Source organism: Bradyrhizobium sp. 956_D2_N1_4 (assembly GCF_052076025.1).
Classification (GTDB): domain Bacteria; phylum Pseudomonadota; class Alphaproteobacteria; order Rhizobiales; family Xanthobacteraceae; genus Bradyrhizobium; species Bradyrhizobium barranii.
In genome coordinates, this window is sequence record NZ_CP197237.1 from 8,878,135 (window position 1) to 8,900,108 (window position 21,974).

Below are 21,974 nucleotides of genomic sequence, written 5' to 3' on the forward strand. Positions count from 1 at the left end.
GCGAGCGCAGCGAAGCAATCCAGACTGTCTTCGCGGAAAGATCCTGGATTGCTTCGCTGCGCTCGCAATGACGAGGCTTAAGCGGCGCCCGCCTCACGCCCCAAAATCCCTTCCTCGATCGCCTTGATCTGGAGCGCGAGATATTTCGAGTTGATCCGGCACTGCGCGAGGCTGCCGGCGATGAACCAGAGGCCGGGCTGCCCGGTGCGCGCATACATGTTGCGCAGCTCCAGGCCGTCGCCAAAGCCCCAGACCGGGCCGACGCGGTCGGCGACGCCGTCGCCGAACAGTTTTCGCACCAGATATTCCTGCGGCTTGTAGCCGGTGGACAGCACGATGAGATCGGTCGCGATCATCGCGCCGTCCTTCATCCGAGCGCCTTCGGCCGTGAAGCTCTCGATGTCCGCGAACTGCCTGAGCCCGATCGCGCCCTCGACGATCAGGTTGGAGCAGCCGACATTGAAATAATAGCCACCGCCGCGGGTGAGGTATTTGAATTGCCAGCCGGTGCCGGCTTCGCCGAAGTCGAGCTTGAATCCGACTTTGCGCAAGCCGTCGAGCAGCTCCTTGTCGAGCTCCTTCGACTGCTCGGTCAGCATCACATGGGTTTTCTTCGCGAGCGGCGTCGGCATCGAGGTCGCGATCAGATCGTTATCCTCGAGCGTGCCTTCATTGTAGGTCGCATAGGCGAGTTGTGCCGACGGCTCGATATTGGTGACCAGCGTCGGCGACCGCTGCACCAGAATCACCTCGGCGCCGCTGGAGCAGAGATCCTGCGCGATGTCGTGGCCGCTGTTGCCGGTGCCGATCACGATGGCGCGCTTGCCTGTCCAGTTCTCGCCGTCCTCGTAGCGGCTCGAATGCAGCAGCGTGCCTTTGAAATTGCTGAGGGTCGGAATATCAGGCACGTTCGCGATGCCGCTGACGCCGGTCGCCATCACAACATGGCGCGGCTGCATGGTGCGCTTGCTGCCGTCGGCGCGGCGCAGCGTGACGGTCCAGCAGCCCTTCGCGTCGTCGTAGGTACCGCCCTCGAATTCGGTGGCGGTCCAGAAATCCAGCTCCATCGCGTCGACATAGGCTTCGAACCAGTTGGCGAGCTTGTCCTTCGGGATGTAGGTCGGCCAGTTCGGCGGGAACGGCATGTAGGGCAAATGATTGACCTGCACCTGGTTATGCAGGGTCAGCGCGTGATAGCGCTTGCGCCAATTGTCGCCGATCCGCGTCTCGCGATCGACGATCAGCGTGTCGATCTTCAATTGCTTCAGCCGTGCTGCAATCGCAATGCCGGCCTGGCCACCGCCGACCACCAGCACGGTGGGATCGCGATTGGCGTAGTCGCGCGCTGCGTTGCGCAAATCGAGCCAGTTCGGCCCGCGGAAATCGCGTGAATAGGCCTGCCCCCGCGGCCGCGACGTGCCGAGCTGCTCCTCGAAGCCTTTGAGCTCATCGAGCGCGGTGAGCAGCGTCCACGCCTTCAGCCGGTCGCCGTCGGCGGTATCGGGCACGAGCCGGACGATGCCGCTGCCGCGACCGATCTCGGTCTCGAAATTGAAGATGACCTCGATATTGCTGGTGCCGGCGCGCGTGACCCAGCGCGGCGCCGCGCGGTTGGGCGCGATCGTGAAGCTGGCCGGCGCCGCCGGTGGCGCGAGCGCCCCCAGCGCTTGGGCAATCCGGTCGTGGCCAGCGATCGTTTGCAGGTTCCAGCTTAGCGCCAGAACATCGCGCCAGAAACTGTCGGTGAGGAAGAGGTGGTCGAGTGCGGCCGGATCAGGCTCGCCGAGCGTGCGCTCGAACTCATCGAGCCAGGCTTGCGCCGAGACGGAAATATCCTTCGTCTTGTCCAGCATGCGCGACCTCGTGGCCGTCTTCGCGGCGTTTCCTCTGAGGTTGACGCTATACCGGTTCGACGGGCCTCGAAAGCGGTTTACCCGAGCAGCGAGAGCATGTGGCCCTGCTCAGGCGGAATACGCCCTTTCAGCGTGTCGAGAAACACCTGCCGCACCGCGTCGGGGCCGCGGCTCTCGACCACGGTCAGGCTTCTCTCCAGCAGCGGCGCAAAGCCGGACCATGCCGCGCCAAAGCGCTGCTCGATACCGCCCGGGCCCCATTCCTTGGCGCGCTTGCGGATCTGTTCGGGCGCGAAGAACCAGCGCGGCTTTGCACCGGGCAGCCCGCCTTCGTCGGGCTCGGTGGCGCGATGCGTCAATCCGACGCGTACGGAGCATTTCATCCGGTCGCCGAAGTGCTGATGCAATCCGGCGCGCAGCGCACTGTTGCCGGCCATGTCAACGAAGGCGACCGGCGCGCCCGATGGCAACGACGCAATGCGGTCATAGGTGACGACCTCGTCATAGCAACCGAGCGACGAGACAAAGTCGACATTGCCGGCGGACGTCAGCCCGATCGCCTTGCGGCCGCGGGTGTGCAGCAGATGGGCGAGGCCGAACGCGGTCTTGCTCGAGGCGCTGGAGAGCAGCACGGTGCGTGCGCCGAAGTCGTCGTTCTCGGCCAGAAAGTCGTCGACCAGGAACGACAGCATGAACAGCGGCCGCAGCAGCGCCTGGTAATCGCCCTTCTGGCCGGTGTAAGCGGGATCGCCGCTGACGCGTGCATAGGCGTTGTAGACCGGCGCCACGCCCTGCCGGTGTGCGGCACCGTCGCGAAGGCCGCGCTTGCTCACGTCGGTCGCCTCGATGACGAGATGCGTCGCCATCGGGAAATAGCCGAACAGGCGCTCGCCCACGGCGATGTTCGGATGCCTGGAGGCGACCACCTCGCCAAAGCCCCATACCGGAATGTTGCCAAAACCGTTCGGCGCGGGAAAGAGCTGCCAGTATTTCAACTCGTCGCCCATCACCGCGTAGGTGATGTTGTTGGCGGTGAAGGCGAAGCGGTCGACCTTGACGAGCAGGGCGTCAGTCGGCAGCGCATCCGCGCCGGGACGCTCGGTCGCGACCACCTTGCACTGGTCGAGGTTATCTTTCGCAACGACGAAGTCGATCGATGTCATGGCTTTGATCCCGGCTTTGTCCGCGCCGGCATTTCATCGTTCACCCATGATCTTTTTGCAACAGCAACATAGTTTAAAACGCCGTTCGCAGCCGTTCGTTACGCGCCGGCGCGTGCGTGACCCGCCCAATAGGGCTCCCGCAGCTTGCGCTTGAAGATCTTTCCCGTCGCCTCGCGCGGCAGCGCGTCGCGGAATTCGACGTCCTTCGGCACCTTGAAATTGGCAAGCCGCTCGCGCAGGAACAACTGGACCGCGGCGGGCGAGAGCGCTGCGCCCGGCTCCGGCTCGACATAGGCGCAGAGCCGCTCGCCAAATTCGGCGTCGGGAATGCCGAACACGGCGCAATCGCGCACGCCGGGCATTCCGATCAGCGCGTTCTCGATCTCAGCGGGATAGATGTTGACGCCGCCGGAGATCACCATGTCGCGCTTGCGGTCGCACAGGAACAGATAGCCGTCCGCGTCGAGATAGCCGACGTCGCCGACGCTGACGAGACCGTCGCGGCCCGCCTCGGCGCGGGCTTCGGCCTTGCCGTGATAGTCGAAATCCGGCACCGAGGCCTGCCGCATGTAGATTTCACCGGGTTCGTTGACGTCGCACGGGCTGCCGTCGGCGCGGAAGATCTTGACGACACCGCCCTCGATGGCGCGGCCGACGGTGCCGGGCTTCTTCAGCGCTTCCTCGGCGGAGTGCCACACCGGAATCCCGGTCTCGGTCGAGCCGAAATATTCGTTGATGACGCCTCCCCACCAATCGATCATCGCCTTCTTCACGTCGGGCGGGCAGGGCGCTGCGCCATGAACGACAAAGCGCAGCGAAGACAAGTCGTAACGTCGCTTCACGTCTTCGGGCAGCCGCAGCAGGCGCACGAACATCGTCGGAACCATGTGCATGTGCGTGACGCGATGGCGCTCGATCAGTTGCAGCAGGTCTTCGGGATCGAAGCGCGGCTCCAGCACGATGGTGCAGCCACTGCGATAGGCCAGCATGCCGTAGGAGTGCGGAGCGGAATGGTACATCGGGCCGTTCATCAGCACGACCTGATCCTCGTTCGGCTTCACGCCATAGGCGATCGCCCCGACGCGCTCGGAGGCCGCGACCTGCTCGGGGCGCATCGGCATGCGCCGCACCCCCTTCGGCATGCCCGTCGTGCCCGACGTGTAGAACATCGGCGCGCTGCGACGTGGCGGCTGGGTGAGTTCCGCCTGGCCGTCACGCCATTTGTCCCAATCGGTCAATCCGTCCGGCACCTTTGTGAGTGCAGCGGGGATGTCGAACGCGCCGGCGATCTCCGGCGGCGTCGGCACGACCATCAGCGCTAGGCCCTCCGACAGGCCGTCGCGAATCTGCGGCAGCAGGTCGGCATGGCAGATCAAAATGTTGGCGCCGCTGTCGGCCAGGATATAGCGGACCTCGGCGGCCTTCAGGTGCCAGTTGATCGGCACCACCGGTCGGCCGAGCGCGGCGGAAGCCGCGACCACCTCGAACAGGGCGAAGTCATTGCGCAGCATCATGGCGACCGGCGTGCCCTCGCGCCCGCCGAGCGCGCTGATCCCTCCTGCGGCCCGCCTGATCCGCGCATGGAGTTCTGCATAATCGATCCTGCGCTCGCCGCTGATGATCATGGGATGTCCTCTACCGGTCATCGAGAATGCCGCCGAACGGCACCCAGCTCTTGCCGTTGAAGCGGCGGAGCTGCAGCTGCTGGAACGGCAGATAGTCGTCCGGACCAGTCGACACGCTCATTCCGGGCAACAGCAGCGGCAGCTTCACCTCTTTCAGCGACGCGGCCTGCTTCAAGATGTTGTCGCGGCTGACATCGTCCTTGCAGGCGTTCAGCACCGTCATCAGCAGCGTGGCATAGTGATAGCCCGCGGCGTAGTTGGAGTTCGAGAGATCCGCGGTCGGCATGTATTGCTTCATGAACGCGAAATATGACTTCACGCCGGGATCGTCGGCCCATTGCGGGTCCATCGTGTCCTTCTGGTTGCTCGACGAGATCAGCCCGACCGCATTGTCCAGTCCCGCCGGCTCCAGGAACGAGATCGAGGAGGCCGAGGTCGGCACGAACAACAGCTCCGGCTTCCAGCCGATCTCGGCTACACCCTTGACCATCTGCGAGGTGAACTTGCCGAGCACCACGCCAAACAGCACGTTGGCGCCTGACGCGTTCAGCGTCGAGAGCTGCGAGCTGATCGTCGGCGCGCTGGTCTCGTAGCTCGCCTCTGCGATGATCATGCTTGCGGCCTTGGGCCCGAGCGCGCGCTTGAAGCCCGCGACATAGTCGCGGCCGAAATCGTCGTTCTGGGACAGGATTGCGATCTTCGCGTCGGGCTTGGCCTGCAAGATATACTTGGCATAGACGACGCCCTCGGATTCGTAGGCCGCCATGCCCGGCATCGTCCAGGGATTCTTCTGCGGATCGGCCCATTTGGTGGCGCCCGAGAGCACGAACAGCTGTGGCACCTTCTTGGCGTTGAGGTAGCGCTGCACGGCGCTGTTGGTGGCGGTGCCGAGCGAGCCGAACATCATCAGCACCTCGTCCTGCTCCACCAGCTTGCGGGTCTGCTCGACCGTCTTCGGCGGCGAGTATGCGTCGTCCAGCGTGATGAACTTGACCTTGCGGCCGTTGATGCCGCCTTCGGCATTGACCTTCTCGAAGAACGCCTCCTGGGTCCGTCCGATCGCGCCGAAGCCGGAGGCAGGGCCGCTATAGGGCAGGGTCTGCCCGATCCGGATCTCGTCCGCACTGGCGCTGCCGGCGGCAAGCGTCAGCAACGACAGGCCTGTCAGCGCGGCTGTCAGCTTCATGATGTCCTCCCGTTTGTCGTGTCAGTCCAATTTTCTTGTCGGACCAAGCCGTCAGGCGCTGGCGCGCATCAGGAAATCCTGCCGGGCCTGATCGAATTCGCCCTTCATCCGGTCGACCAGCTCGGCCACCGGCGGCGCATCCAGGATCTGGCCGATGCCCTGGCCCGAGCCCCAGATGTCGCGCCACGCCTTGGATTTCATGTTGCCGCCGGAGCCGAAATTCATCTTCGTCTTGTCGGCAACCGGGAGATTGTCCGGATCGAGCCCGGCGGCGGCGATCGAGGGGCCGAGATAGTTGCCGTGCACGCCGGTGAACAGGTTGGTGTAGACGATGTCGTGCGCGGCGTGCTGCGTCAGCGCGGCCTTGTAGGCTTCGTCGGCATTGGCTTCCTGTGTCGCGATGAAGCGCGTGCCCATATAGGCGAGGTCAGCGCCCAGCGTCAGCGCGGAGGCAATGCCAAAACCGTCGCTGATCGCGCCCGACAGCAGGATCGCGCCGTCGAACCATTGCTTGACCTCGCGCACCAGCGCGAACGGCGACAGCATGCCGGCATGTCCGCCGGCGCCGGCGCAGACCAGGATCAGTCCGTCGACGCCTTGCTCCGCGGCCTTGCGCGCATGCTTGACGTTGATGACGTCGTGGAACACCAGCCCGCCATAGGAGTGCGCGGCCTCGACGATCTCGGCGGGCGGCCGCAGCGAGGTGATGATGATGGGCGCCCTGTGCTTCACACAGGTTTCCATGTCCTTCATCAGCCGGTCGTTGGAGGCGTGGCAGATCTGGTTGACGGCGTAGGGCGCGACCTTCTTGCCGGGATTGCGCGATTTGTATTCGCCGAGCTCGTCCTCGATGCGGCTCAGCCATTCGTCGAGCTTTTCCACCGGACGGGCGTTGAGCGCCGGAAACGAGCCGACGACACCGGCCTTGCATTGGGCGATCACCAGCTCCGGCCCGGAGACGATGAAAAGGGGCGAGCCGACCACGGGCAGCTCCAGATTGTTCTTGAGCAGAGCGGGCAGTGCCATCCGATCCTCCTGACGACGCGCGTCAACGGCCTGCCGGCCGATTGTGAGCGCTTCCATGTCGATTGTCGCGCCGGCGGGGTGTCCGCCGTCCAGCGCTTTGATCCCACTATAGGGTTGGACGGTGGGCAGCGGATCGTTCAATATTGAACAAGCCTATCATCAGATTTGTACGGAGCCGGCGGTGGATTGGGATCTCTGCAAGACCTTCGTCGCGGTCGCCGACACCGGCAGCTTCACCGCTGCGGCAAAACGTCTGCATGCCAGTCATCCGACCGTCAGCCGCAAGATCGCGGCGCTGGAGGCACAGCTCGGCACCAAGCTGCTGGCACGGGCCGCCGATGGCTTCGTGCTCACCGCCGATGGACGTACGCTGCGAGAGCACGCGGAGGCGATGGCCGTTGCCGCACTCCGGGCCGAAGCCGCCGTTGGCGCCGGCGGGCGCAAGGCGCGCGGCACGGTCAAGCTGTCGATCGGCGCGACGCTGGCCTCGCACTGGCTGATGCCGCGGCTGCGATCGTTTCTCGGCGCGCATGACCACATTCGGCTCGAGATCATCACCCATCCGTTTCCAGCCAGCGTGCGGCGGCGGGAGGCCGACGTCGTGCTGCGACCGGTCGATAGCGGCGAGGAAAATCTGGTCGGTCGCAGGGTCGGCCGCCTCGGCACCGGCTTCTATGCCTCGCGCGACTATGCCGCGGGCCGGTCCATGCCGGAGCGGAGCGGCGAGTGGAAGGGGCACAGCGTCATCGGCTTCGCCGATCAGGATTCGAATGCGCAGCTGGCGCGCTGGAGCGATGCGATCACCCGGCAAGGCACCATGGTGATGCGCTGCTCGTCGCAGGGCGACATGCTGGCGGCGGCGCGCGCGGGAATTGGCATCTCCGCGCTGTCCTGCTTCGTCGCGGAAAGCTATCCGGACCTCGTGCGCGTCGCGCCGCAGAAACTTGTCAGCGTCGCCGATCTCTGGCTGCTCGCCCATCCCGATCTGGTCGAGTTGTCTGCGGTGCGCGCCGTCATCGATTTCGTCGCGGAATGCGCCCGTGCCGATCGCGAGCGGCTGCGGGGCTAGGGGGCCTGGTGCCCCGGACGCAGCGCAGCACGCAGTGATGCGCTGCTGAGCCGGGGCCCATGCTCCAACTCGCCAAGTCCATGGGTCCCGGCTCTGCGGTGCGTCACTTCGTGCCGCACCGCGTCCGGGACACGACTTATCTAGTCGTCAGGCCTGACCTGCGATCACACCTTCGCGCTTCTTGATCACGCGATAATAGCTCCACCACAGATGCGCGGCCGCGCCGCGCAGGGGACGCCAGGGTTCGGCGAGCGGCGCCATCTGCTTCTCCGTCGGCCGCGCCTGAAGGCCCAGGCCAACTTTGATCCCCTCCTGCACGGCGATGTCGCCGGCCGGCCAGGCATCGCCGTGCCCGAGGCAGAACAGCAGATAGACGTCGGCGGTCCATGGCCCGATGCCGGGCAGCGCGATCAGCGTATGGTGCGCGGCCTCGGCGTCTTCCTCGGCAAGCACATCGAGGTTCAGCCGCTGCGCATTGATCTCGCGCGCGAGATGTTTCAGCGTCTTGATCTTGGCGGCGGACAGGCCGAGCCGTCCCAGCCGGTCGGTGCGGGCGCGGCTCACGGCCTCATGGTCGAACGGATCGAACGCGGCCGACAGCCGCCCCCAGATCGCTGCGGCGCTCGCGGTCGAAAGCTGCTGCCCGCAAACGATATGGGCGAGCCCCGTGAAACCCGGCTCACGCCGCCGCAAGGCGGGCATGCCGGCGATCTCGAGCACGGGCTTGAGGCGCGGGTCGCGCTTGATCAGCGCGTGGACGGCGTCTTCGAGATCGGACTGGGTTTCGAGGTGGATGGTCATTTGGGTCGGCAAACTCTCTCCGGCGTCATGGCCGGGCTTGACCCGGCCATCCACGTCTCTCTAACCACACGACATGTCTAGCATGGGTGACAGTGTTCGTATCTGTCCACGACTTGACACGATCGCTGTATCGCACCGAAGAACGTGGATGGCCGGGACATAGGCGAGCGGAAGCGACGCCGTCCCTTCGGACGGCTATGCCCGGCCATGACGAGTTTCACCGAATGGCGCCACCCGTTTTCCGATTTGCCCCCAGCCCGAATGGCCTCTTGCATCTCGGCCACGCCTATTCGGCGCTGCTCAACTTCGACCGTGCGCGCGAGACCGGCGGGCGGCTGTTGCTGCGGATCGAGGACATCGACGCGACGCGCTGTCGGCCGGAATATGAGGTGGCGATCTACGAAGACCTCGCCTGGCTCGGCATCGCCTGGGAGATGCCGGTGCGGCGGCAGTCGGAGCATCTCGCCGTTTATCGCGCCGCGCTCGAGAAACTCTCGGCACTTGGTCTCGTCTATCCCGCGTTCGAAAGTCGCGCGGAGATCGCCAGGCTCGTGGCCGCGCGCGGGGCCGCCGGGCCATGGCCTCGCGATCCCGATGGCGCACCGCTTTATCCGGGTGACGCCAGATCGCTGTCGGTCGGCGAGCGCGACCGGCTCATTGCATCTGGCGTGCCTTACGCGCTCCGGCTCGACATGGCGGTCGCCTGCCGACGCGTTGCCGGCCTGAGGTGGACTGAGCTGGGCGTGGGCCCCGACGGCGAGCAAGGTACCGTCCCCGCGCGGCCCGAGGCCTGGGGCGACGTTATCCTGGCCCGCAAGGAGACGCCGACCAGCTACCATCTGTCCGTCGTCGTCGACGACGCGCTTCAGGGCATCAGCGAGGTCGTGCGGGGGCAGGACCTGTTTCACGCCACCTCGGTTCACCGCTTGCTCCAGGTCCTGCTCGATCTGCCGGAACCCGCCTATCGCCACCACGCCCTGATTCTGGACGAGGCGGGCCGGAAGTTGTCGAAATCGGACCGCTCGACCGGCCTGCGCGAGCTGCGCGCTGCCGGCGCCACGCCCGCCGGCATCCGCCGGTTGGTGGGATTAGGTTAAGTTTCTCTGGGGGTTAGCAAAACGCCGCCGTGACTCCGGGGGTTCCCCCGTGCGATGCTTGCTTGAGAGCCTGGGGATCGAAGGGGACCCTTCGAAGGGATTCATGGCGGCGAAAACGCGCTCAGCGCGCACCACGCGAACGTCCAGGCGACCGCCTCGGAAGCGGTCCGGGGCGACCGGCCGGTTGCGCAAGCGCAGCGCCAAGGCCGTGGCGCCGGACGTGGTCCAGGCCGCGCTCGCCGCCTTCGCCCATGAGGTCCGTACCCCCCTGACCGGTATTCTCGCGATCAGCGACCTGCTCGCCACCTCCGATCTCGGCGAGCGCGAGCGGCGCTGGGCCGACACCATCAAGGCCGGTGCCGAGCATCTGGCGAGCCTTGCCACCCTGTTCGTCGATGCTGCCCGAACCGGCAAGGGGGCGGGCAAGGGTGGAAGTGCCTTGCGGCAGGATTTGTTCGATCTGCGCGCGCTCGCCCGCAGCGCCGGCGATTCGCTCGCCGGACGCGCCGCGGCCAAGGGCCTCCAGGCCCAGGTCGATATCTCCGAGAAGCTGCCGGGGCTGGTGGTCGGCGATTCCGTCCGCCTGCGCGCCGCGCTCGAGAACCTGATCGACAATGCCGTCAAATTCACCGAGCAGGGCGGTGTCGCGCTCGCGGTCGCGCCTTGGCGTCCCGCCAAAGGCAAGGCCAGAGACAAGGCGAAGGGCAAGGTCGGCGTCGCCTTCGCGGTGTCCGACAGCGGCATCGGCCTGACCATGGCCGAGATCAAGCGGCTGTTCCGCCCCTTCACCCAGGCCAATGTCACCATCGCCTCGCGCTTCGGCGGCGCCGGCTTGGGCCTTTCCTCGGTCAAGCAACTGGCGCGCGCGATGGGCGGGGACATCACGGTCGCCCCGCGGCGCGGCGGCGGCGCCACCTTCACGTTGACGATGTCGCTCGACGCGACGGAATCGCGCAAGTCCCGCAAGTCGAAGGGCGAAGCCGAGGCGGATGCGATGGCCGCGCTGCGCGTGCTCAGCGTCGAGGACAATCCGTTCGGCCGCGTCGTGCTCAACACCATCCTGACCGAGCTCGGCCACCATGCCGAGTTCATCGGGCGCGGCGAGGACGCGGTGAACCGGCTCGCTCAGGGCGCGTTCGATGCGGTGCTGATGGACATGGTGCTGCCTGGCATCGACGGCGTCGAGGCCATCAGGCGGATCCGGACCATGCCGGCGCCGCTGGCTCAGATCCCCATCATCGGCGTGTCCGGCCGTGGCGAGGACGAGGCGGCCTCGCGCGAGGCCGGCGCCGACGCCTTCCTGGTCAAGCCTGTGTCTCCGCGCGCTTTAGCGACTGCGCTGCTTGAAGCGAAACGCCGTGAGGAAGCCGCGACTTGATGATCGCGGCGTTGAGCTCGCCGCCGTAGACGAAGATCGCGGCGATGAAATACAGGAACACCAGCGCGATGATCACCGAGGCGAGCCCCGCATACATCGTCACGTAGTTGTTGGCGAAGCGCGCCAGATATTGGCCGAACACGATGCCCGAGATCAGCGACGCCACGATGGTGAAGACGATGCCGGGCAGGATCTGGAGGAAGGCGCGCCGTCCCGCTGGCAGCCAGGCATGCAGGATGATCAGCGCCACCACCAGCGCACCCACGGTGATGCCGTAGCGCAGCCAGGTGAGGATGCTCTCGTTGGACTCGACGAACAGCGGGATATGGCGCCGCGCCGCCTCGATGAAGAGCGGGCCAAGCACGATCAGGAACGCCATCGCGAGCGCGGTGAAGGCCGCGACCAGCGTGTAGCCGATCGATTCAAGGCGCAGCCAGTACCAGCGCCGCATCTCCACCACCGCATAGGCGCGGTTCAGCGCGACGCGGAGCGCCTCGACGCCGTTGGAGGCGAAATACACCGACAGCGCTGCGCCGATCGTCAGCACGCCGGTGCGGGTCGTGGTCAAAACGTCGTGGACTTCCCCCGAGATCGAATCGGCGACCTGCTTCGGCCAGACCTGAAGCATCAGGCTTGCGGCCTGATCGGCAAGTTCCTTGGAGCCGAAGAAGCCGGCGAGCGAGGTCAGCACGATCAGGAACGGGAACAGCGCCATCAGCGTCGACAGCGCGATATGGCTCGCGATCGCCCAGCCGTCGTCGGCGAGGAAGGTGTAGAAGGCGTCTTCCACGACGACGTAGATGGTGCGGATTGCCCTCACGCGCCCACCTACACGACAGATGCCGCTCGCTCGCCCCGTGCGCGGGGAGAGGCGAAAAAGCCGGGCAATTGGCGCAGACCAGAAATCATCGCACTACCATCTGATATTATTGACCTAAAAGCCAGATCGCGAAGCGCCCCCGTCGTCATTCCGGGCTCGATGCTTCGCATCGCCCCGGAATGACGGCGGCGGCTGCCGCGGCACCATGGCGCATCCGCAAGCACGGTGTTATCTACCCCAAATGGCATCTCTCCTGAGTACTTTCATCCTGCCGGTAGCGGCCGGCGCCGTGGCGGTGGTGCTGCTGCTCGGTCTCGTCAACATGATGCGCGGCGGCTCGCCAAACACCTCGCAGAAGCTGATGCGCTGGCGCGTGCTGCTTCAGTTCGTGGCGATCGTGATTGCCATGCTCGCAGTCTGGGCGATGGGGCGTTAAAAATGGTCACGCTGAATCGCATCTATACGAAGACCGGTGACGACGGCACGACGGCGCTCGGAACGGGTGAGCGCCGTCCGAAATATGATCTGCGCATCGAAGCCTATGGCACCGTGGACGAGACCAATGCCGCGATCGGCGTTGTCAGGCTTCACACCCATGACATGCCCGAGTTCGACGCGATGCTCGGCCGCATCCAGAACGATCTGTTCGACCTCGGCGCGGACCTCGCAGTGCCCGAGCGTGAAGGCAAGGCCGAGCGGCTGCGGGTGGTGGCAAGCCAGGTCGAGCGGCTCGAGCGCGACATCGACGCGCTCAACGACAAGCTGGCGCCGCTCACCTCCTTCGTGCTGCCGGGCGGCACGCCGGCCGCCGCCTACCTCCACGTTGCCCGTACGATTTGCCGCAGGGCGGAACGCGTGATGGTGGAACTGGCGGCCCGGCCCGGCGAGCCCGTGGGCGCCGCTGGCATCCAGTATATGAACCGCCTGTCCGACTTCCTGTTCGTCGCCAGCCGTGCCGCCAACCATAACGGCGCCGGCGACGTGCTCTGGGTTCCGGGCCAGAATCGCTGACCCATTGAGGTCGATATTTCTAAGGTCTAAAATTTGGCCCTGTCGCGCGTTGACCGGGCCGGATCAGGCCTTTAGGTTCCGCGCCAGTTGATAACCCCCCTCCCAAATTGAGTGAAAGAGGATCGATGAAGGTCTTGGTGCCGGTAAAGCGGGTGGTTGATTACAACGTCAAGGTCCGCGTCAAGGGCGATGGATCGGGCGTTGAACTCGCCAACGTGAAGATGTCGATGAACCCGTTCGACGAAATCGCGGTCGAGGAAGCGTTGCGCCTGAAGGAAGGCGGCAAGGCCACCGAGGTCGTCGTGGTTTCCATTGGACCGGCGCAGGCCTCGGAGACGATCCGCACCGGTCTCGCCATGGGCGCCGACCGCGGCATCCTGGTGAAGGTCGAGGGCATCGTCGAGCCGCTCGCGGTCGCGAAGATTCTGAAGAAGATCGCCGACGAAGAGCAGCCCGGCCTGATCATCCTCGGCAAGCAGGCGATCGACGACGACAGCAACCAGACCGGTCAGATGCTGGCCGCGCTGCTCGGCTGGTCGCAGGCGACGTTTGCTTCGAAGCTCGAGGTCGAAGGCTCTGACTTCAAGGTCACCCGCGAAGTCGACGGCGGTCTGCAGACCGTCAAGCTGAAGGGACCGGCAATCGTCACCACGGATCTCCGTCTCAACGAGCCGCGCTATGCCTCGCTGCCCAACATCATGAAGGCCAAGAAGAAGCCGATCGCGGAGAAGACCGTTGCCGATTACGGCGTCGACGTCGCCGCGCGTCTCGAGGTTCTCAAGACGACGGAGCCGGCGGGCCGCAAGGCGGGCGTCAAGGTCAAGGACGTCGCCGAGCTGGTGTCGAAACTCAAGAACGAAGCCGGGGTGCTCTGATGACGACGCTTCTGATTGCCGAACACGACAATGCGTCGCTGAAGGACGCGACCAACAAGGCCCTGACCGCGGCTGCCGCACTCGGCGCGGATGTCGACGTGCTGGTGGCCGGCCAGAACGCCAAGGCTGCGGCGGATGCTGCCGCCAAGCTTGCCGGCGTAAAGAAGGTGCTGCTTGCCGAGGGCGAGACTTACGCCCACGATCTCGCCGAGCCGCTCGCCGCGCTGATCGTCTCGCTGGCTTCCGGCTATGACGCGATCGTCGCCCCCGCGACCTCGCGCTTCAAGAACGTGATGCCGCGTGTCGCAGCCCTGCTCGACGTCATGCAGGTCTCCGAGATCACCAAGGTGGTCGCCCCCGACACCTATGAGCGCCCGATCTATGCCGGCAACGCCATCCAGACGGTGAAGTCGAAGGACGCCAAGAAGGTCATCACGGTGCGCACGTCGACCTTCGCGGCGGCGGGTGAAGGCGGCAGCGCCGCCGTCGAGAACGTCGCTGCGGCGGCCGATCCGGGCCTGTCGTCATTCGTCGGCGAGGAAGTCGCCAAGAGCGACCGCCCCGAGCTGACCTCGGCCAAGATCATCGTCTCCGGTGGCCGTGCCATGCAGAGCCGCGAGAACTTCGCCAAGTACATCGAGCCGCTCGCCGACAAGCTCGGTGCCGGCGTCGGTGCCTCGCGCGCGGCGGTGGATGCCGGCTATGCGCCGAACGACTGGCAGGTCGGCCAGACCGGCAAGGTGGTGGCCCCCGAGCTCTATGTCGCGGTGGGCATTTCCGGCGCGATCCAGCATCTGGCCGGCATGAAGGACTCCAAGGTGATCGTCGCGATCAACAAGGACGAGGACGCGCCGATCTTCCAGGTCGCCGATTACGGCCTGGTCGCCGACCTCTACCAGGCGGTTCCTGAGCTCACCGAAGCGCTCGCCAAGCTCGGCAAGTAAAAACGCGCTAAAAACACCGGCCGGAGTGGTACACTCCGGCCGGTTTTTCTTTTTCAAGGCGTTTTCTTTGGCGTGGGGCACGCCGGGGAAGCGATCCAATCTAGGTTTCGAGCCAGGATTCTGATCTAATCGAGTTTCTGATTAAATCGGACCTCCCGGCTCGGGGGATGAGGCAGGCGCGATCTGCGCGCCGTTCCGGTGGATGACATTATGGCGGCAGTGATCAAGAAGGTCGGCGTGATCGGCGCGGGTCAGATGGGCAATGGCATCGCGCATGTCGCGGCGCTGGCCGGTTTCGACGTGGTGCTCAACGACGTCTCGGCCGACCGGCTCAAGTCGGGCATGGCCACCATCAACGGTAATCTGGCGCGCCAGGTCTCCAAGAAGGCCGTCAGCGAGGACGACAAGACCAAGGCGATGGCCCGCATCAAGCTCGCCGAGAAGCTCGACGACCTCGCCGATTGCGACCTCGTGATCGAGACCGCGGTCGAGAAGGAAGAGGTCAAGCGCAAGATCTTCCACGAGCTCTGCGCGGTGCTGAAGCCGGAGGCGATTGTCGCCTCCGATACCTCCTCGATCTCGATCACGCGGCTTGCCGCGGCCACCGACCGGCCCGAGCGCTTCATCGGCATTCACTTCATGAATCCGGTGCCGCTGATGGAGCTGGTCGAGCTGATCCGCGGCATCGCCACCGACGACCAGACCTTCGAGGCGTCCAAGGAATTCGTCTCCAAGCTCGGCAAGCAGGTCGCGGTCTCCGAGGATTTCCCGGCCTTCATCGTCAACCGCATCCTGCTGCCGATGATCAACGAGGCGATCTACACGCTGTATGAAGGCGTCGGCAATGTCGAGGCCATCGACGCGGCGATGAAGCTTGGCGCGCATCATCCGATGGGCCCGCTCGAGCTCGCCGATTTCATCGGCCTCGATACCTGCCTGTCGATCATGCAGGTGCTGCACGAGGGCCTCGCCGATTCCAAATATCGCCCGTGCCCGCTGCTGGTGAAATACGTCGAGGCCGGCTGGCTCGGTCGCAAGACCCAGCGCGGCTTCTACGACTACCGCGGCGCCAAGCCGGTTCCGACGCGCTGATCCAATTTCCGATGCCGTAGGGTGGGCAAAGGCGCAAAGCGCCGTGCCCACCATCTCTCCAATTATGCGGTGGAAATTGGTGGGCACGCTTCCGCCTTCGCTCTTCGAGCTACGGCGGACAAGCCGCTTTGCCCACCCTACGGCGCTCTCGCCCTCAGGCCGTGCATCCGCACCGTGACAATTCATGTCGCGTTAACCGCTCGCCCCTAGGCTGCGCCCGGTAAGAGGGTTTGCGTAATGGACATGATGGCGATGGTCAGCACCATGCTGGCCGCTCAGCAAGGCGCGCTACAGTCGAATATCTCGGCGACGCTGATGAAGCAGAACGCGGATATGGAGAAATCCACCGTCCTGACGCTGCTCGGCGCCGGTCAGCCTTCGCTCGCCAATGTCGGCGCCGGCGTCGGCGGCAACCTAAACGTCACGGCTTAGTACACACCGCCTAGAGCGACGCGGCGGCCTTGCCCGTCGCAGCCCGGATCAGCTTGAGCGCGTCCTCGCTCGCCCATTCCGCCGGCCCCGCGATCGTCGCGATCTCGCAGCCCTGTGGGTCGACCAGCACCGAGGTCGGCATGCCCAGGGCCCGGCCTATGGCTTTAAGATCCTGGAAAACCTTGGCTTTCTGATCGCTAAAATAGCCGAGCCGGGTCAGATTGGCCTCTTTCAGGAACGTCTTGGGCTTCTCGGCGTCGCGGGTGTCGATGTTGATCGCCACCACCTCGAAATTCGGGCCCGAAAGCTTGCCCTGGAGCTCGTCCAGCGCCGGCATTTCCTTGCGGCAGGGCACGCACCAGGTGGCCCAGAGATTGACCAGCAGCGTCTTGCCGCGGAAATCGGACAGCTTCTTCGGCTTGCCGTCGGCGTCCTCGAAGACCAGGTCGGGCAGTTTTAGCGGCGCGCTCGCCATGGTCAGGGCGGCCAATTCGCCATGGGCGAGGGGGGCGATTTTCTGCGCCGTTGCCACCGCGGCCCGGCAGGCCGGATCGCCTGAGGACGCCCGGTTCAGGCCCAGCCCGTACAGCGCGGCGAAGCCGGCCAGCCCACCGATCGCCACGGTGGCGATGACGAGGGGGATCCGGCGCGTGGCGGAGGGCGTCTTGTCGAGCATATCGTTTGTCATCCGGTCGCAGATATGGCTATCAGGGGCCTCTTAATACGGCTGGCTCCGGCCAGCAAACGTGCGGCAGCAGCGGCAAGCAAGGCGTGAGCAGGGGATCATGAGCAACAAGATGTGGGGCGGCCGGTTCTCGGAACGTCCCGATGAGATCATGGAAGAGATCAACGTCTCCATCGACGTCGATCGTCACCTCTTCGCCCAGGACATTGCCGCATCCAAGGCGCACGCCGCGATGCTTGCCGCGCAGGGCATCATCACGGGCTCTGATGCGAAAAATATCGGCAAGGGTCTAGACACGATTTTGTCAGAGATCGGCAAGGGCGGCTTCACGTTCAAGCGTGCCCTCGAAGATATCCATATGAACGTCGAGAGCCGCCTGTCCGAGCTGATCGGCCCCGCCGCCGGCCGGCTGCACACCGCGCGTTCGCGCAACGACCAGGTTGCGACCGATTTCCGTCTCTATGTCCGCGACGTTCTCGACGAGACCGATGCAGCGCTCGCCGCGTTCCAGGCCGCGCTCGTCAATCGCGCGCTCGAACATGCCGCGACCGTCATGCCCGGCTTCACGCATCTGCAGACCGCGCAGCCCGTGACCTTCGGCCATCATCTGCTCGCCTATGTCGAGATGGCGGCGCGCGACCGCGGCCGTTTCCAGGACGCCCGCAAGCGGCTCAATGAATCGCCGCTCGGCGCCGCCGCGCTCGCCGGCACCTCGTTCCCGATCGACCGCCACGCCACCGCGAAGGCGCTCGGTTTCGACCGCCCGATGGCGAACTCGCTCGATGCGGTCTCCGATCGCGACTTCGTGCTGGAGACGCTGTCGGCAGCCTCGATCTGCGCCGTGCACATGTCGCGCTTTGCCGAAGAGATCGTGATCTGGACCTCGCCGCTGGTCGGTCTCATCCGCCTCAGCGACAAGTTCACCACGGGATCCTCGATCATGCCGCAGAAGCGCAACCCGGATGCCGCCGAGCTCGTGCGCGCCAAGACCGGCCGCGTCATCGGCGCGCTCAACGGCCTCCTGATCGTGATGAAGGGCCTGCCGCTCGCCTATCAAAAGGACATGCAGGAGGACAAGCAGGGCGCGATGGAGGGCTTTGCTGCCCTGTCGCTCGCGATCCGCGCCATGACCGGCATGGTCCGCGATCTCGTGCCCGACGAAGCGAAGATGAGGGCGGCGGCGGGCGAGGGCTATGCCACCGCGACCGACCTTGCCGACTGGCTGGTGCGGACGCTGAAGATGCCGTTCCGCGACGCCCACCACGTCACCGGCCGTATCGTGGCGAAGGCCGCCGAGGGCGGCGTGGCGCTGCACGAGCTGCCGCTGAAGGAGATGCAGGCGATCGAGCCAAAGATCACCAAGGACGTGCTCGGCGTGCTCTCGGTCGAATCGTCGGTGAAGAGCCGGACCAGCTTCGGCGGCACCGCGCCGAAGAACGTGGCGTCGCAGGCCAAGGCCTGGGCGAAGCGGCTGGAAAAAGAGCGAAAATTGGGCTGAGGGCAAAATTTCGCTTATGTTTCATGGTCATCCGGCTCTCGCCAGAGCGCGCCAATCTCTGTATGGTGCGGCCCGCGTAGTGGGGATTTCGTCGTGACGTCAAAGTTTCGCCCGGCCGGCTCGGGGTGGGCCATCATTGTCTTGAGCCTGACGGCGCTCGCGCTTGCCGGCTGCGGCCGCAAGGGCCCGCTGGATCTGCCGCCGACCGCCTCCAGTGCATCCACGGCCAATGTCGCAGCTCCGACCGACACCGAGACCGAAGCCCAGAGGACGCCGAGCGTGTTCAATCCCGGCTACGGTGCGGACGCAGCGCCTGCCGCCGCCAAGGGCAAGAAGAAATCGTTTATCCTCGACCCGCTCCTGGACGAACCTCCCGGCAAAAAATGAGCCGGGATAGCTGAGCCGACGCCATGAACCATTTCGACTATCGCAACGGCGTCCTGCACGCCGAGGCCGTGAACCTGTCCGAGCTGGCCGCAACCGTCGGTACGCCGTTCTATTGCTATTCGACCGCGACGCTCGAGCGGCACTACCGCGTCTTCGCCGACGCCTTCGCCGGCGAGAAGGTGCTGGTCTGCTACGCCATGAAGGCGAATTCCAACCAGTCGGTGCTGCGCACGCTGGCCAAGCTCGGGGCCGGCGCCGACGTGGTCTCCGGCGGCGAATTGAAGCGTGCGCTGGCCGCCGGCATTCCCGCCAGCAAGATCCTGTTCTCCGGCGTCGGCAAGACCGAGGCCGAGCTGCGCGCCGCGCTCGCCGCCGACATCCTCTGCCTCAACGTCGAATCCGAGCCCGAGCTCGAGCTGTTGTCGCGGCTTGCGACCGAGATGGGCAAGACCGCGCGCATCTCCGTGCGCGTCAATCCCGACGTCGATGCCGGCACGCACGCCAAGATCTCGACCGGCAAGTCCGAGAACAAGTTCGGCATTCCGATCGCCTATGCCCGCGAGGTCTATGCACGCGCTGCAAAACTTCCGGGCATCGAGGTCACAGGCACCGACGTGCATATCGGCAGCCAGATCACCGATCTCTCCAAGATGGAGACCGCGTTCCGCATCCTCTCCGAATTCGTGCAGACGCTGCGCAGCGACGGTCACAACATCAGCCACGTCGATTTCGGCGGCGGCCTCGGCATTCCCTATTACATGGACCGCGAGGCGCCGCCGGCGCCCGACGCCTATGCCGCCATGGTCAAGCGCGTCAGCCACAATCTCGGCTGCACGCTGATGTTCGAGCCGGGCCGCATGATCGTCGGCAATGCCGGCATCCTGGTCGCCAGGGTGATCTACGTGAAGCACGGCGACGGCAAGAATTTCGTCATCATCGACGCCGCCATGAACGATTTGATCCGCCCGACGCTGTACGAGGCGCATCACGACATTCTGCCGGTGACGCAGCCGGCCGCGGGCGCCGCCACGATCATGGCCGACGTCGTCGGCCCGGTCTGCGAGACCGGCGACTATCTCGCACTGGATCGCACGCTGCCGACGCCGAAGCCTGGCGATCTCATCGCCATCATGACCGCGGGCGCCTATGGCGCGGTGCAGGCCGGCACCTACAACACGCGGCCGCTGGTTCCGGAAGTGCTGGTAAAGGGCGATCAATACGCCGTCGTGCGCCCGCGCATCGAGGTCGAGCAGCTGATCGCGATGGACACGCCGGCGCCGTGGCTGTGAGGGATTGAGGGGCGGTAAGGCCGCGCCTCATCCTCGCTGTCGTCCCCGCCTAGTGCGCAATTGCGCACGAGGGGCGGGGACCCATAACCACAAGAAGTGGTTGTTTGGCTGAGCTGTAACTCCGAGTCCCCGTAACCACATCCGCCTGTGGTTATGGGTCCCGGGCTCGCGCCTCGCACGCCCCGGGACGACGAGCGTGCGGGGCGGCTACTTCCCCGCCAATCCACCCTTCGTTCCGCCGACCACAACTCCCGCCTTCTTCTCGATCGGCTTGATCGCCGCGGTGAAGTCGGACTCGGCGCCTTCCGCGCTGATCACGGTCTCCCATAGCCGTCCGACCGCGTCCGCGACCTCCATCGACAGGCCGAGCGACTTCATCTCCTCCAGCGCCAGCCGCACGTCCTTCACCATCAATCCGGTGGCGAAGCCGAAGTCGAAGGTCCGAGGCAGCACCGAGCGCGGAAACTTGTCGCGGCTCGCGGTGTTCATGCCGGAGCCGGCATTGATGACGTCGATCATCACGGCGGGATCGAGCCCCGCCTTGACGCCCATCACCACCGCTTCCGAGGTCGCCACGATCGCGGTCGCCGACAGGAAATTGTTGGCGAGCTTCATGGTCTGTGCCGCGCCCGGCTTCTCGCCGATGAAGAACACTTTTCCGATCACGTCGAGCGCGGGCTTGAGCAGCTCGAACTCGGCTTTGGGCCCCGAGACCATTACCGCCAGCGTGCCCTTCTCGGCGCCGCCGACGCCGCCGGAGACGGGGCAGTCGATCTGCACGATGTCGCGTTTCGCCAGCAGGCCGTGGATCTTCGCCGCCATCATCGAGCCGACGGTGGAGAGATCGATGAAGCGCCTGGCGCGGCTCCCTTCGATCACACCGTTCGCACCCGTCGCGACCTCGAGCGACGCCTGCAGCGAGGGCAGGCTCGCCATGACCGTCTCGACCTGATCGGCGACGTCCTTCGGCGAGGTTGCAGCGGTGGCGCCGCGCGCCACGAGCTTGTCGACGGCCTCCTTGCGGGTGTCGAACACGACGAGCTTGTGCCCCGCCTCGATCAGCCGCCGCGCCATCGGGAAACCCATGTTTCCGAGGCCGATGAATCCGATGTGCATGGTGTTTCCCTTGTTTGTTGTTGTGCGTGAGAGCGGGGTCACATTTTACGCTCGTCGTCCCGGGGCATCGCGAAGCGATGAGCCCGGGACCCATATCCGCAGGGAGGAGTTGTTGCGCGAAAGCGGTCACTCCGAGTCCCGCTAACCACATCTGCCTGTGGTTATGGGTCCCGGGCTCGCGCTTCGCGCGCCCCGGGACGACGTCGGAGAGAGGTTGGCCTCAAGCCTTTCCTCACGCCTTGCCGTCGATCTCCGCGAACACCTCGCGCGCGATGCGAAAGCTGTCGACTGCGGCCGGCATGCCGCCATAGATCGCGACCTGCATCAGGATCTCGCGGATCTCGTCGCGGGAGACGCCGTTGGTCAGCGCGCCCTTGAGATGCGCGCGAAACTCGTGCTGGCGGTTGAGGATCGCGATCATGGCGATGTTGAGCATGCTGCGGGTCTTGCGCGTCAGCTCCTCGCGGCCCCACACGGTGCCCCAGCAATATTCGTTGAGCATCTCCTGAAACGGACGGTTGAAATCGTCGACGTTCTTCAGGGCATTGTTGACATAGGCCTCGCCCAGCACCGCTTTGCGGACTTCCAGGCCCTTGTCGTGCATCTTCTTGTCCATGGCGTTCCCTC

Annotated in this window: 22 protein-coding genes; 12 read left to right on the top strand and 10 right to left on the bottom strand. The window is 65.4% G+C overall.

The genetic code is table 11. The features are described from left to right. Positions 1–77: 77 nt before the first annotated feature. The 5 genes from AB7535_RS42085 to AB7535_RS42105 form a co-directional block, all read right to left on the bottom strand. Complete coding sequence (locus tag AB7535_RS42085; RefSeq protein ID WP_439037193.1) at positions 78–1,853, bottom strand: flavin-containing monooxygenase; 1,776 nt, start codon at positions 1,851–1,853, stop codon at positions 78–80. Positions 1,854–1,930: 77 nt separating this feature from the next. Further along, the gene (locus tag AB7535_RS42090) at positions 1,931–3,016 is read right to left on the bottom strand and encodes a DUF2855 family protein (RefSeq protein ID WP_354114304.1); all 1,086 of its coding nucleotides are present in this window, start codon (positions 3,014–3,016) and stop codon (positions 1,931–1,933) included. Positions 3,017–3,114: 98 nt separating this feature from the next. Then, entirely contained in the window at positions 3,115–4,641 is a 1,527-nt protein-coding gene (locus AB7535_RS42095; protein ID WP_354114303.1) for an acyl-CoA synthetase, read from the bottom strand. A 10-nt stretch (positions 4,642–4,651) separates the two neighbouring features. Then, positions 4,652–5,827 (bottom strand): ABC transporter substrate-binding protein, encoded by a 1,176-nt coding sequence (locus tag AB7535_RS42100; protein ID WP_354114302.1) that lies wholly within the window; start codon positions 5,825–5,827, stop codon positions 4,652–4,654. 51 nt (positions 5,828–5,878) lie between these two features. Then, complete coding sequence (locus tag AB7535_RS42105; RefSeq protein ID WP_354114301.1) at positions 5,879–6,853, bottom strand: NAD(P)H-dependent flavin oxidoreductase; 975 nt, start codon at positions 6,851–6,853, stop codon at positions 5,879–5,881. Positions 6,854–7,034: 181 nt separating this feature from the next. Here AB7535_RS42105 and AB7535_RS42110 point away from each other — a divergent pair, with 181 nt between their 5' ends. Next, on the top strand, positions 7,035–7,922 hold the full coding sequence (locus tag AB7535_RS42110; protein ID WP_354114300.1) for a LysR family transcriptional regulator: 888 nt from the start codon (positions 7,035–7,037) through the stop codon (positions 7,920–7,922). 147 nt (positions 7,923–8,069) lie between these two features. Here AB7535_RS42110 and AB7535_RS42115 read toward each other — a convergent pair whose 3' ends face one another. After that, positions 8,070–8,723: a DNA-3-methyladenine glycosylase family protein gene (locus tag AB7535_RS42115; RefSeq protein WP_354114299.1), complete on the bottom strand. Its 654-nt coding sequence runs from the start codon at positions 8,721–8,723 to the stop codon at positions 8,070–8,072. Between the two features lie 224 nt (positions 8,724–8,947). On the opposite strand from AB7535_RS42115, the gene gluQRS reads away from it, so the two are divergent. Continuing rightward, complete coding sequence (gene gluQRS, locus AB7535_RS42120) at positions 8,948–9,820, top strand: tRNA glutamyl-Q(34) synthetase GluQRS (protein WP_354114298.1); 873 nt, start codon at positions 8,948–8,950, stop codon at positions 9,818–9,820. Positions 9,821–9,923: 103 nt separating this feature from the next. After that, the gene (locus AB7535_RS42125) at positions 9,924–11,198 is read left to right on the top strand and encodes an ATP-binding protein (RefSeq protein ID WP_063985796.1); all 1,275 of its coding nucleotides are present in this window, start codon (positions 9,924–9,926) and stop codon (positions 11,196–11,198) included. On the opposite strand, the gene AB7535_RS42130 is transcribed toward AB7535_RS42125, so the two are convergent. Continuing rightward, complete coding sequence (locus AB7535_RS42130; RefSeq protein WP_166103836.1) at positions 11,125–12,018, bottom strand: YihY/virulence factor BrkB family protein; 894 nt, start codon at positions 12,016–12,018, stop codon at positions 11,125–11,127. The two genes, AB7535_RS42125 and AB7535_RS42130, sit on opposite strands and share 74 nt — an antisense overlap. 241 nt (positions 12,019–12,259) lie before the next feature. Here AB7535_RS42130 and AB7535_RS42135 point away from each other — a divergent pair, with 241 nt between their 5' ends. From AB7535_RS42135 to AB7535_RS42160, 6 genes are all read left to right on the top strand, one after another. Further along, on the top strand, positions 12,260–12,454 hold the full coding sequence (locus AB7535_RS42135; RefSeq protein WP_028147306.1) for a twin transmembrane helix small protein: 195 nt from the start codon (positions 12,260–12,262) through the stop codon (positions 12,452–12,454). A 2-nt stretch (positions 12,455–12,456) separates the two neighbouring features. After that, entirely contained in the window at positions 12,457–13,029 is a 573-nt protein-coding gene (locus AB7535_RS42140; protein WP_014491644.1) for a cob(I)yrinic acid a,c-diamide adenosyltransferase, read from the top strand. Between the two features lie 125 nt (positions 13,030–13,154). After that, complete coding sequence (locus AB7535_RS42145) at positions 13,155–13,904, top strand: electron transfer flavoprotein subunit beta/FixA family protein (RefSeq protein ID WP_166103829.1); 750 nt, start codon at positions 13,155–13,157, stop codon at positions 13,902–13,904. After that, positions 13,904–14,848, top strand: coding sequence for an electron transfer flavoprotein subunit alpha/FixB family protein (locus tag AB7535_RS42150; RefSeq protein ID WP_063985793.1), 945 nt, complete (start codon positions 13,904–13,906; stop codon positions 14,846–14,848). The genes AB7535_RS42145 and AB7535_RS42150 overlap by 1 nt, the downstream gene beginning before the upstream one ends. Before the next feature lie 210 nt (positions 14,849–15,058). Further along, a complete protein-coding gene (locus AB7535_RS42155; RefSeq protein ID WP_063985792.1) occupies positions 15,059–15,940 on the top strand; it encodes a 3-hydroxybutyryl-CoA dehydrogenase in 882 nt (293 codons plus the stop codon). A gap of 237 nt (positions 15,941–16,177) precedes the next feature. Next, the gene (locus AB7535_RS42160) at positions 16,178–16,372 is read left to right on the top strand and encodes a hypothetical protein (protein ID WP_015688853.1); all 195 of its coding nucleotides are present in this window, start codon (positions 16,178–16,180) and stop codon (positions 16,370–16,372) included. A 10-nt stretch (positions 16,373–16,382) separates the two neighbouring features. Here the strand turns inward: AB7535_RS42160 and tlpA are convergent, their stop codons facing one another. After that, on the bottom strand, positions 16,383–17,048 hold the full coding sequence (gene tlpA / locus AB7535_RS42165) for a thiol:disulfide interchange protein TlpA (RefSeq protein WP_166103824.1): 666 nt from the start codon (positions 17,046–17,048) through the stop codon (positions 16,383–16,385). Between the two features lie 109 nt (positions 17,049–17,157). Here tlpA and argH point away from each other — a divergent pair, with 109 nt between their 5' ends. The 3 genes from argH to lysA all read left to right on the top strand — a co-directional run bounded on the left by argH (position 17,158) and on the right by lysA (position 20,231). Beyond that, complete coding sequence (argH, locus tag AB7535_RS42170; protein WP_354114297.1) at positions 17,158–18,555, top strand: argininosuccinate lyase; 1,398 nt, start codon at positions 17,158–17,160, stop codon at positions 18,553–18,555. Positions 18,556–18,648: 93 nt separating this feature from the next. After that, positions 18,649–18,942: an LPS translocon maturation chaperone LptM gene (gene lptM / locus AB7535_RS42175; RefSeq protein WP_063985789.1), complete on the top strand. Its 294-nt coding sequence runs from the start codon at positions 18,649–18,651 to the stop codon at positions 18,940–18,942. A gap of 23 nt (positions 18,943–18,965) precedes the next feature. Continuing rightward, the gene (gene lysA / locus AB7535_RS42180; protein ID WP_354114296.1) at positions 18,966–20,231 is read left to right on the top strand and encodes a diaminopimelate decarboxylase; all 1,266 of its coding nucleotides are present in this window, start codon (positions 18,966–18,968) and stop codon (positions 20,229–20,231) included. A 207-nt stretch (positions 20,232–20,438) separates the two neighbouring features. Here the strand turns inward: lysA and AB7535_RS42185 are convergent, their stop codons facing one another. After that, positions 20,439–21,347 (bottom strand): NAD(P)-dependent oxidoreductase, encoded by a 909-nt coding sequence (locus AB7535_RS42185; protein WP_354114295.1) that lies wholly within the window; start codon positions 21,345–21,347, stop codon positions 20,439–20,441. A gap of 232 nt (positions 21,348–21,579) precedes the next feature. After that, the gene (locus AB7535_RS42190; RefSeq protein ID WP_354114294.1) at positions 21,580–21,963 is read right to left on the bottom strand and encodes a carboxymuconolactone decarboxylase family protein; all 384 of its coding nucleotides are present in this window, start codon (positions 21,961–21,963) and stop codon (positions 21,580–21,582) included. Positions 21,964–21,974: the final 11 nt, after the last annotated feature.

What these genes read in the sequence shown, in the direction of transcription:
- AB7535_RS42085 (WP_439037193.1), bottom strand. Translation starts at nt 1,853, where the DNA reads ATGCTGGACAAGACGAAGGATATTTCCGTCTCGGCGCAAGCCTGGCTC.
- AB7535_RS42090 (WP_354114304.1), bottom strand. Translation starts at nt 3,016, where the DNA reads ATGACATCGATCGACTTCGTCGTTGCGAAAGATAACCTCGACCAGTGC.
- AB7535_RS42095 (WP_354114303.1), bottom strand. Translation starts at nt 4,641, where the DNA reads ATGATCATCAGCGGCGAGCGCAGGATCGATTATGCAGAACTCCATGCG.
- AB7535_RS42100 (WP_354114302.1), bottom strand. Translation starts at nt 5,827, where the DNA reads ATGAAGCTGACAGCCGCGCTGACAGGCCTGTCGTTGCTGACGCTTGCC.
- AB7535_RS42105 (WP_354114301.1), bottom strand. Translation starts at nt 6,853, where the DNA reads ATGGCACTGCCCGCTCTGCTCAAGAACAATCTGGAGCTGCCCGTGGTC.
- AB7535_RS42115 (WP_354114299.1), bottom strand. Translation starts at nt 8,723, where the DNA reads ATGACCATCCACCTCGAAACCCAGTCCGATCTCGAAGACGCCGTCCAC.
- gluQRS (WP_354114298.1), top strand. Translation starts at nt 8,948, where the DNA reads ATGGCGCCACCCGTTTTCCGATTTGCCCCCAGCCCGAATGGCCTCTTG.
- AB7535_RS42125 (WP_063985796.1), top strand. Translation starts at nt 9,924, where the DNA reads ATGGCGGCGAAAACGCGCTCAGCGCGCACCACGCGAACGTCCAGGCGA.
- AB7535_RS42135 (WP_028147306.1), top strand. Translation starts at nt 12,260, where the DNA reads ATGGCATCTCTCCTGAGTACTTTCATCCTGCCGGTAGCGGCCGGCGCC.
- AB7535_RS42140 (WP_014491644.1), top strand. Translation starts at nt 12,457, where the DNA reads ATGGTCACGCTGAATCGCATCTATACGAAGACCGGTGACGACGGCACG.
- AB7535_RS42145 (WP_166103829.1), top strand. Translation starts at nt 13,155, where the DNA reads ATGAAGGTCTTGGTGCCGGTAAAGCGGGTGGTTGATTACAACGTCAAG.
- AB7535_RS42150 (WP_063985793.1), top strand. Translation starts at nt 13,904, where the DNA reads ATGACGACGCTTCTGATTGCCGAACACGACAATGCGTCGCTGAAGGAC.
- AB7535_RS42155 (WP_063985792.1), top strand. Translation starts at nt 15,059, where the DNA reads ATGGCGGCAGTGATCAAGAAGGTCGGCGTGATCGGCGCGGGTCAGATG.
- AB7535_RS42160 (WP_015688853.1), top strand. Translation starts at nt 16,178, where the DNA reads ATGGACATGATGGCGATGGTCAGCACCATGCTGGCCGCTCAGCAAGGC.
- tlpA (WP_166103824.1), bottom strand. Translation starts at nt 17,048, where the DNA reads ATGCTCGACAAGACGCCCTCCGCCACGCGCCGGATCCCCCTCGTCATC.
- argH (WP_354114297.1), top strand. Translation starts at nt 17,158, where the DNA reads ATGAGCAACAAGATGTGGGGCGGCCGGTTCTCGGAACGTCCCGATGAG.
- lysA (WP_354114296.1), top strand. Translation starts at nt 18,966, where the DNA reads ATGAACCATTTCGACTATCGCAACGGCGTCCTGCACGCCGAGGCCGTG.
- AB7535_RS42185 (WP_354114295.1), bottom strand. Translation starts at nt 21,347, where the DNA reads ATGCACATCGGATTCATCGGCCTCGGAAACATGGGTTTCCCGATGGCG.
- AB7535_RS42190 (WP_354114294.1), bottom strand. Translation starts at nt 21,963, where the DNA reads ATGGACAAGAAGATGCACGACAAGGGCCTGGAAGTCCGCAAAGCGGTG.